The organism is Curtobacterium flaccumfaciens (assembly GCF_051548005.1).
Taxonomy (GTDB): Bacteria; Actinomycetota; Actinomycetes; order Actinomycetales; family Microbacteriaceae; genus Curtobacterium.
Genome location: NZ_JBPUGH010000138.1, coordinates 1 through 9,269 on the forward strand (window position 1 = coordinate 1; position 9,269 = coordinate 9,269).

The 9,269-nt window shown below is 72.3% G+C and carries 8 protein-coding genes; 6 read left to right on the forward strand and 2 right to left on the reverse strand.

Features of this window, described 5'->3' with window-relative positions; translation table 11 throughout:
* Positions 1 to 978: cell division protein ZapE (zapE, locus tag ACSW7Y_RS13955; RefSeq protein ID WP_438126853.1), on the reverse strand; the 978-nt coding region annotated here is incomplete at its 3' end.
* A 133-nt stretch (positions 979 to 1,111) separates the two neighbouring features.
* Between zapE and ACSW7Y_RS13960 the strand changes: the two genes are divergently transcribed.
* Positions 1,112 to 2,023 carry a sulfurtransferase gene (locus ACSW7Y_RS13960; protein WP_438126854.1) on the forward strand — a complete coding sequence of 304 codons (912 nt, stop codon included), beginning with the start codon at positions 1,112 to 1,114 and terminating at the stop codon, positions 2,021 to 2,023.
* Positions 2,020 to 2,478, forward strand: a complete 459-nt coding sequence (locus ACSW7Y_RS13965) for a SufE family protein (protein ID WP_438126855.1) — start codon at positions 2,020 to 2,022, stop codon at positions 2,476 to 2,478. The genes ACSW7Y_RS13960 and ACSW7Y_RS13965 overlap by 4 nt, the downstream gene beginning before the upstream one ends.
* Positions 2,479 to 2,570: 92 nt before the next feature.
* Here the strand turns inward: ACSW7Y_RS13965 and ACSW7Y_RS13970 are convergent, their stop codons facing one another.
* Positions 2,571 to 3,794: an alpha/beta hydrolase family protein gene (locus tag ACSW7Y_RS13970; RefSeq protein WP_438126856.1), complete on the reverse strand. Its 1,224-nt coding sequence runs from the start codon at positions 3,792 to 3,794 to the stop codon at positions 2,571 to 2,573.
* A gap of 23 nt (positions 3,795 to 3,817) precedes the next feature.
* Between ACSW7Y_RS13970 and ACSW7Y_RS13975 the strand changes: the two genes are divergently transcribed.
* The 4 genes from ACSW7Y_RS13975 to ACSW7Y_RS13990 all read left to right on the forward strand — a co-directional run bounded on the left by ACSW7Y_RS13975 (position 3,818) and on the right by ACSW7Y_RS13990 (position 9,139).
* Positions 3,818 to 4,402 (forward strand): DUF3000 domain-containing protein, encoded by a 585-nt coding sequence (locus tag ACSW7Y_RS13975; RefSeq protein WP_290131877.1) that lies wholly within the window; start codon positions 3,818 to 3,820, stop codon positions 4,400 to 4,402.
* A complete protein-coding gene (locus tag ACSW7Y_RS13980) occupies positions 4,395 to 5,660 on the forward strand; it encodes an HRDC domain-containing protein (RefSeq protein ID WP_438126857.1) in 1,266 nt (421 codons plus the stop codon). The genes ACSW7Y_RS13975 and ACSW7Y_RS13980 overlap by 8 nt, the downstream gene beginning before the upstream one ends.
* A gap of 126 nt (positions 5,661 to 5,786) precedes the next feature.
* Entirely contained in the window at positions 5,787 to 6,998 is a 1,212-nt protein-coding gene (locus tag ACSW7Y_RS13985) for a thiolase family protein (protein ID WP_438126858.1), read from the forward strand.
* A gap of 2 nt (positions 6,999 to 7,000) precedes the next feature.
* Positions 7,001 to 9,139 carry a 3-hydroxyacyl-CoA dehydrogenase NAD-binding domain-containing protein gene (locus ACSW7Y_RS13990; protein ID WP_438126859.1) on the forward strand — a complete coding sequence of 713 codons (2,139 nt, stop codon included), beginning with the start codon at positions 7,001 to 7,003 and terminating at the stop codon, positions 9,137 to 9,139.
* Positions 9,140 to 9,269: the final 130 nt, after the last annotated feature.

Consider the following 9,269-nt stretch of genomic DNA (forward strand, 5'->3'; position numbering starts at 1 on the left):
GTAGCCGCCCTCGAGCATCGTCTCCGGGTAGACCGCGTCGAGCGGTGTGCCGGAGGCGACGATCCGCACCTGCGCGTCGTACAGCCGGTCGACGAGCGCGACCCAGCGGAGCGCGTCGGTCTGGTCCGCGAAGGGCTTCGCGTCGGTCAGGCCGACGGCGTCGAGCCCCTCGACGAGCGCCACGTACTTCGACGGGTGCACGGTGCCGAGGTGTGCCACGACCGCATCGAAGTCGTCGAGCGTGACCGCGCCGTCCGGGAGCGAGGCGGCGACGTCGGACACCACCGCGGCGGACTCGTCGACCGCGCGGCGGCGGTAGTCGAGGCCGTCGATGCGGAGCGTGTCGAACCGGTCGGACATCGCCTGGATCTCGCGGAGGAAGTCCTGCGCCGCGAAGCGCCCCTCGCCGAGCGCGCCCGGCGGGGTGTTCGAGGTGGCGGCGAAGCGCGTCCCCGTCTCGGAGAGCTCCTTGATCAGGCGGGTCATCATCATCGTGTCGCCCGGGTCGTCGAGCTCGAACTCGTCGATGCACACGAGCGACGTGCCACGGAGCAGGTCGACGGTGCCCTGGAACCCGAGCGCACCGACGAGCGCCGTGTACTCGATGAACGTCCCGAAGGTCTTCCGCCCCGAGGCCGCGTGGTAGGCGGCGGCGAGGAGGTGCGTCTTGCCGACACCGAACCCGCCGTCGAGGTACACGCCCGACTTCGCGGCCGTCTCGGGTGCGGCGTTCCGGCGCCGACCGAACAGCCCGCGTCGGGGTGCGGCGGCGGCACCGGACGCGACGAAGGCGGCGACCGTGTCGCGGACCTCCGCCTGGGACGGGTGGTCGGGGTCCGGTCGGTACGAGTCGAAGGACGCGTCGGCGAACTGCGGCGGCGGGACGAGCGCGGCGGCCATCTGCTGCGGCGTCACCTGCGGGTCACGGTCCACGAGCCGCGCGTGCGTGGCCTCGGTACGTCCAGCCTGTTCAGCCAAGGGGCCCCTCCGGGAAGCGTGTCGTGCGGTGCAACGTTGCGGCTGGAGCACGGTGCGCACGCGTACCGTTGCCCACAGGCACCGAGGACCGATCCTAGTCCGGCGCCCGATCACCACCTGGAGGTAGTACGCCATGACCGCACCGGTCGACCCGTCCGAGAAGTTCGCCGCCTACGCCCACCCGGAGCGCCTCGTCTCGACGGAGTGGCTCCAGGAGCAGCTCGACGCCGGTGTCGGCGCACCGGGCCTGGTCGTCGTCGAGTCCGACGAGGACGTCCTCCTCTACGAGACCGGCCACGTCCCCGGCTCGGTGAAGATCGACTGGCACACCGACCTCAACGACCCGGTGCAGCGCGACTACATCGACGGCGAGGCCTTCGCCCGCCTGCTCGGAGGCAAGGGCATCGCCCGCGACACCACGGTGGTGATCTACGGCGACAAGAACAACTGGTGGGCCGCCTACGCCCTCTGGGTCTTCACGCTCTTCGGCCACGAGGACGTCCGGCTGCTCGACGGCGGCCGGGCGAAGTGGATCGCCGAGGACCGCGCCCTCACGACCGACCGCACCGAGGTCACCCCGGTCGAGTACCCGGTCGTCGAGCGGAGCGACGAGCAGGTCCGCGCGTTCAAGGAGGACGTCCTCGCCCACCTCGGCAAGCCGCTCATCGACGTCCGCAGCGCACCGGAGTACTCCGGCGAACGGACCACCGCGCCGGACTACCCGGAGGAGGGCGCCCTCCGCGGCGGCCACGTCCCGACCGCCGTCAACATCCCCTGGGCGACCGCAGCGGCACCGGACGGCACGTTCAAGGACCGCGCCGAGCTGGACGCGATCTACCGGGAAGGTGCCGGCATCGGCGACGCCGACGAGGTGATCGCCTACTGCCGCATCGGCGAGCGGTCGAGCCACACGTGGTTCGTGCTGCAGCACCTCCTCGGCTACGAGAACGTCCGCAACTACGACGGCTCGTGGACCGAGTGGGGCAGCGCGGTCCGCGTCCCGATCGTCCAGGGCTCCGAGCCGGGTGCGGTCCCCGCCCGATGAGCGACGACACCACGGCACTGCCGACGACGCTCGCCGAGATCCGCGACGACTTCCTCGAGCTCTCCCAGCAGGACCGGCTGCAGCTGCTCCTCGAGTTCTCCGACGAACTCCCGGCGCTGCCCGAGCGGCTGCGGGGCCACGAGGACGAGCTCGAGCGCGTCGAGGAGTGTCAGTCCCCCGTGTTCATCACGGTCACGGTCGGCGAGGACGGCGACGCCCCGGACGTCGTCCGGATGCACGCGACCGCTCCGCGCGAGGCCCCGACCACCCGCGGGTTCGCGTCGATCCTCGCGCAGGGGCTGTCCGGCCTGACGGTCGACGAGGTCCTCGCGGTCCCGGCCGACTACCCGCTCACCATCGGGCTGTCCGAGGCGGTCAGCCCGCTGCGCATCCGCGGCATGGTCGGCATGCTCGGCCGGGTGCAGCGGCAGGTCCGCACGCTGGCCGGCGCCTGATCGCGCGCACCTGACGGACGGGAGGCGCGGTGCGAGCATGCACCGCGCCTCCAGTCCGTCAGTGGGTCGCGCAGTCCGTCCGTGAGACGCGTCTAGGACGCGCGCGCCGCTCCCTGGTGCTGCACCACCTCGGTGAGCCACGCGAGGATGCGGGCGTCGAACCAGTCCGCGTCGTGGTTCCAGAGCTTGGTGTGCCGCGCGGTGTGCTGCACCTCGAGCCGGACGATGTCGGGCCGGACGCGCGCGAGGTCGTGCGACGCCGACGAGGGCACGAAGCCGTCGTCGTCGCTGTGCAGCAGGAGGATCGGGACGCGGAGTTCGTCGGCACGGGCGACCATGTCGAGCTCGCGGAGGTCGACCGGCGCACGCAGCCCGGCGAGACGGTGCAGCACGGGCGCCCGGAGCAGCCACTGCGCGGTCTTCCGCACCGTCTTCGGGAACCGGAGCAGCCGACTCTGCGACTTGAGGACCGCGTGCCAGTCGACGACCGGGGACTCGAGGACCACACCGTCCACGAGGTGCGCCGACGATGACCGCAGGAGCGTCTGCAGGACCACCGCGCCACCCATCGACCACCCCATCAGGACCACGCTGGTCGCGCCCTCACCCGCGACCCAGCGCAGGGCGGCGTCGACGTCCTCCCACTCGGTGCTGCCGAGGCCGTAGCGACCGTCGACGCTCCGCGGGGCGACGCCGTCGTTGCGCCACGACGCGAGGAGCACCGAGTAGCCGGCAGCGCGGAACACCGGGACGGCGCGGATGGTCTCGGCGCGCGTGACGCCACGGCCGTGCACGAGCACCGCCCACGGCGCCCCGGGGTCGTCCGCCCGGACCACCCAGGCGGGCGCGGGACCGTTCGGGGTGGGGACGTCGACGTCCTCGACGGGGACGTCGAGCTCGCCGGGGGTCAGGTAGAACCATCCGCCCCAGCGACCACGCCGGGCGTTCGTCGGGTCACCGGCGTCGATCGCGATGATGCGCCGGGTGACGGTGGTGTCGGTCGTGCCGAGGACCTCGCCGACGCGCATGTGGCCGGTGCCGGCGCCGAACCAGAGGCTGTACCGCCCCTGCAGTTCGGTGTCCGCCGTGCGTTCGATCGTCACGGTCCGTGCCACGGGGTCGACCGCGTGGATCGGGACCCGCTCGGTGCGCTTGCGGTCCGGCGTGACGACGGCCCGCGCGACCGCGGCGACGAACCCACCGACGACGGCGGCGCCGATCGTGGCGGCCGCGAGTCCTGCTCCGAGCGCCACCACCCCGGCCGACCGGGCCGATCGCTGCAGTGCGTCCTCGGCGGGTCGTGCGGATCCGGGCATGCCCGGGAGCCTAGTCTGCATCCGTGTCCGAATCCCGAGAGCCCGACGCCTTCGCCCGGCTCCGCGCGTTCGTGGCGTCCGACCGGCCGCGCACCGAGACCACCGTCACCGAGATCCCTTCCCCGTCGCGGATCGCTCCGTGGTCGCTGGCCCTCGCCGCCGACGTCTCCGGTGCCGCGCACGGGGTCGACTCCGACCTCGGGACAGGCCGCTTCATCGCCCTGTACGACCCCGAAGAACCGGAGGGCTGGGACGGCGCGTTCCGCATCGTCACCTTCGCGCAAGCGCCCCTCGAGCCGGAGATCGGCGTCGACGAGTTCGTCGCCGACGTCACCTGGAGCTGGCTCGTCGACGCACTCGCGGCGCACGGTGCGACGTACGACCACGCCTCCGGGACGGCCACCAAGATCATCTCGCGCGGGTACGGTGACCTCGCGGCGCAGGGCGACGGCGCGCAGCTCGAGCTGCGTGCGTCGTGGACGCCGCGCGACGAGGACCTCACCGCGCACGTCCGGGCCTGGGAGGACATCGTCGCGATGCTCGCGGGCCTGCCGCCCACCTCGGACGGCGTGACCCTGTTGGCTCCGAGGAGGACCGCACGTGACTGACCCCGCTCCGTCGACCGAACAGGCGGCCGCCGCTGCTCCGTCGCCGTTCGAGGAAGGCCACGCGACGGTCCACGTGATCGAGTCGCGCTCGGAGTACCTCGCCGCGGTCGAGGCGATCGCGGGTGGCCACGGGCCGGTCGCCGTCGACGCCGAACGCGCCAGCGGCTACCGGTACTCACAGCGCGCCTACCTCATCCAGGTGTTCCGGCGCGGAGCGGGTTCCTTCCTGTTCGACCCGATCGCGATCGGTTCGTTCGCCGAGTTGCAGGACGCCATCGTCGACGAGGAGTGGCTGTTCCACGCCGCCTCGCAGGACCTCCCGTGCCTGCAGGAGGTCGGCCTGGTGCCGACGCGGATCTTCGACACCGAGCTCGGAGCGCGCATCGCCGGCTTCCCCCGCGTCGGACTGGGCGCGGTCGTCGAGCAGCTGCTCGGCATCACACTCGCGAAGGCCCACTCCGCCGCCGACTGGTCGACCCGCCCGCTCCCGCAGTCCTGGCTCGTCTACGCCGCGCTCGACGTCGAGCTGCTCCCCGACCTCCGCGACGCCCTCGCCGCGGTCCTCGAGGAAGCCGGCAAGACGCGCATCGCCGAGGAGGAGTTCGCCGCCGTGCTGACACGTGCGCCGAAGCCTCCCCGAGCCGAGCCGTGGCGACGGCTGTCCGGCATGCACGCCCTCCGCGGGGCCCGTGCGCTCGCGATCGCCCGCGCGCTGTGGACGGCCCGGGACGAGTACGCGCGCGCAGCCGACATCGCCCCCGGTCGCACCATCCCGGACGCCGCGATCGTCGCAGCAGCCGCCGCGAACCCCGCGTCGAAGGGCGAACTCGCCGGCCTCAAGGCGTTCACCGGACGGGCGAGCCGCAGTGAGATGGACCGCTGGTGGGCGGCCGTCGAGGCCGGGCGCACGACCGAGGACCTGCCACGACTCCGCGCCGTCGGCGACCCGTCGCTGCCGCCGCCCCGAGCGTGGGCCGACCGCAACCCCGAGGCCGACCGTCGCTACAAGGCCGCTCGTGCCGCGGTCGTCGCCCGTGCCGAGGCGCTCGACCTGCCCGTCGAGAACCTGCTCACTCCGGACACCCTCCGCACCGTGTCGTGGGAGCCGCCGACCCCGGTCGCCACCGAGACCGTCGGTGCCGCCCTCGCCGCGCACGACGCCCGGCCGTGGCAGGTCGAGGAGACCGCGTCGATCATCGCGCACGCCTTTGTCGAGGCCGCACAGGAGCCTGCTGCGGAGAGCAACACCGGCTCGTAGGAACACCCCAACCGGCATGCGTCCGCCCAGGCTGCGGGCATAGCGTCGGTACCGTCGCCGGGCACGGCCCGGCCGGTCGGGGCGGAACGTGCCCCGACTCGATCGAAGAGGATCTGGAGGCCCGGATTGGCCAAGGCAGCAGACGTCGTGTTCGTGGACGGTGTGCGCACACCGTTCGGACGAGCCGGTGAGAAGGGGGTGTTCTGGAAGACCCGCGCGGACGACCTCGCGGTCCACGCGATGCGCGGTCTGCTCGACCGGAACAGCCAGCTCGACGGTGCGGCGGTCGACGACGTCGCCGTGGCCGCCACCACCCAGCAGGGCGACCAGGGGCTCACGCTCGGCCGCACGGTCGGCATGCTGGCCGGTCTCCCGAAGTCCGTCCCCGGGTACGCGATCGACCGCATGTGCGCGGGCGCGATGACGAGCGTCACGACCCTCGCCGGCGCGATCGCGTTCGGCGCGGCAGACGTCGCGATCGCCGGTGGCGTCGAGCACATGGGCCGTCACCCGATGGGCTTCGGGGCCGACGTCAACCCGCGCTTCGTCGCCGAGCGCATGGTCGCGACCGACGCGCTCGTGATGGGGTCGACCGCCGAGCGCCTGCACGACCGGTTCCCGGCGATCACGAAGGACCGCACCGACGCTTACGCCGTGCAGTCGCAGCAGCGCTACGCCGCCGCGTGGGCCGCCGGCAAGCTCCAGCCGGACGTCGTCCCCGTCGAGGTCAACTCCGGCGAGGGCTGGGAGATCGTCACGAAGGACGAGCCGCCGCGCCCCGGCACCACGCTCGAGGCGCTGGCCGCACTCAAGACGCCCTTCCGCCCGCACGGCCGGATCACCGCCGGCAACGCGGCGGGGCTGAACGACGGCGCCACGATGAGCCTCCTCGCTTCGGCCGACGCGGCGAAGGAGCACGGCCTGCCGCAGAAGATGCGCATGGTCTCGTTCGCCTTCGCCGGGGTCGACCCCGAGGTGATGGGCATCGGCCCGGTCCCCGCGACCGACAAGGCGCTCGCCAAGGCCGGCCTCACGATCGACGACATCGGTCTGTTCGAGATCAACGAGGCGTTCGCCGTGCAGGTGCTCGCGTTCCTCGACAACTACGGCATCGCGCAGGACTCCGCGAACGTGAACGCCTGGGGCGGCGCGATCGCCGTCGGCCACCCGCTCGCGTCGAGCGGCGTCCGTCTGATGAACCAGCTCGCGGCGCAGTTCGCCGAGCGGCCGGACGTCCGGTACGGCATCACGACGATGTGCATCGGACTGGGCCAGGGCGGCACCGTCATCTGGGAGAACCCGAACTTCAGCAAGAGCGCGGCACGGAAGGCGGCCTGACGATGACCACCACCCCGATCGACCAGCTGACCGAGCTCAGCGCCGACGAGGTCGTCACCCACTCGTACGTCAAGCACGTCCCGCTGCCGTCGGGCGGCACGCTCGCGCTGATCACGCTCGACAACGGCAAGGACTACAAGCGCCCGTCGACGCTCGGCCCGCGCACCATGCGCGAGCTGTCCGACGTGCTCGACACCCTGCGCGCTGCGGCGTCCGCCGGCAGCATCCAGGCGGTCGCGATCACCGGCAAGGAGTACTGCTTCGCCGCCGGCGCCGACCTGTCGCAGGCGGCCGCGCTCCCCTCGCGCGAGGTCGCCCACGAGCTCGGTGCGCTCGGCCACGCCACGCTCCGCAAGCTGTCCGACCTCGGTGTGCCGTCGTTCGCGTTCGTGAACGGCATCGCGCTCGGCGGCGGACTCGAGATCGCGCTGCACTGCACCTACCGCGTGTTCTCGTCGGCGGCACAGGGGATCGGCCTGCCCGAGGTGTTCCTCGGCATCATCCCCGGCTGGGGTGGCGCCACGCTGCTCCCCCGTCTGATCGGACCCGAGAAGGCGCTCCGCGTCATCGTGGAGAACCCGCTCAAGAACAACCGGCTGATGGACGGCACGGCCGCCGTCGAGCTCGGGATCGGTGACGCGCTCATCCCGTCGGTGACGTTCCTGCCGTCCGCGGTCGCCTGGGCCGACGGTGTCGTGTCCGGCCGCACCAAGGTCGTCCGGAAGAACGAGCCGGGCATGCTGGAGAAGGCCGCGTGGGGCACCGTCGTGAAGGTGGCCCGTCAGCAGGTCGCCTCGAAGATCGGCACCGTCCCGAAGTCGCCGTTCCGTGCACTCGACCTGGTGGCCGCCGCGAAGTCGGGTTCACTCGAGGAGCGCTTCGCCGGCGAGGACGACGCACTGGCCGACCTGCTCGCCGGTGACCAGTTCGCCGCGTCGATGTACGCGTTCGACCTCGTGCAGAAGCGTGCGAAGAAGCCCGTCGGCGCCCCCGAGGGCGTCGAGGCGAAGAAGGTCACGAAGGTCGGTGTCCTCGGCGCCGGGCTCATGGCGTCGCAGTTCGCGCTGCTGTTCGCCCGCCGGCTCGGGGTCCCCGTCGTCATCACCGACGTCGACCAGTCGCGGGTCGACGCCGGCGTCGACCGCATCCGGTCCTCGGTCGACGAGCTGCTCGCGAAGAAGCGGATATCCCCGGACGATGCCAACCGCATCAAGGCCCTCGTCTCGGGCTCGGTGTCGTACGAGGCCTTCGCCGACGCCGACTGGGTGATCGAAGCCGTGTTCGAGGAGATGTCCGTCAAGCAGGACGTCTTCCGCAAGATCGAGCAGGTCATCGCCCCCGACGCGATCCTGGCGACGAACACCTCGTCCCTGTCGGTCGACGAGATGGCGTCGGTGCTCGAGCACCCGGAGCGCCTCGTCGGCTTCCACTTCTTCAACCCGGTCGCCGTGATGCCCCTGCTCGAGGTGGTCCGTGCCGCGAAGACCTCGGACGAGGCCCTCGCCACGGCCCTCGCCGTCGCCAAGACCCTCAAGAAGACGGCGATCATCACCGCCGACCAGCCGGGCTTCGTCGTGAACCGGGTGCTCGCCCGGGTGCTCGGCGAGGCGATGCGCGGCGTCGAGGAGGGCACCCCGTTCGAGACCGTCGCGGACGGTGCCGCTCCCCTTGGGCTGCCGATGTCGCCGTTCGAGCTGCTCGAACTCGTCGGTCTGCCGGTCGGTGCCCACGTCCTCGACTCGCACCACGCCGCGTGGCCGGAGCGCTTCTACCCCGGTGACGGCCTGAAGCGGATCGCCGAGCACGGGACGATCCTCACCCGCGACAAGAAGGGCAACGCGACCGGCTACGACCCAGCGGCCGTGAAGCTCGTCGCACCGGCTCGTCGTGATGCGAAGCCGGTCGATGCCGCGACCATGCAGCATCGGTTCGAGGACGCCCTCGCCGACGAGGTCCACCGCATGCTCGAGGACGGCGTGGTGCAGCACGTGGAGGAGATCGACCTCGGGCTGATCCTCGGCGCCGGCTACCCGTTCCAGGCCGGCGGCATCAGCCCGTACCTCGACCGCTCCGGCGCGTCCGAGCGCGTGTTCGGCGGCCGCTTCCACGAGCCCGCGATCGTCGGGCCCGCCTCGCGCTGACGGCCGGCCGGCGGCCGCCGGCGAGCCGCGCGCTCGATCGCGCCCCCTGATGAACAACTCGCCCCGGTCCGCCGGGGCGCGTTGTTCGTGCGAGGGCGCGAACCGCTGCTCCGCACGACCAACGTCGCAC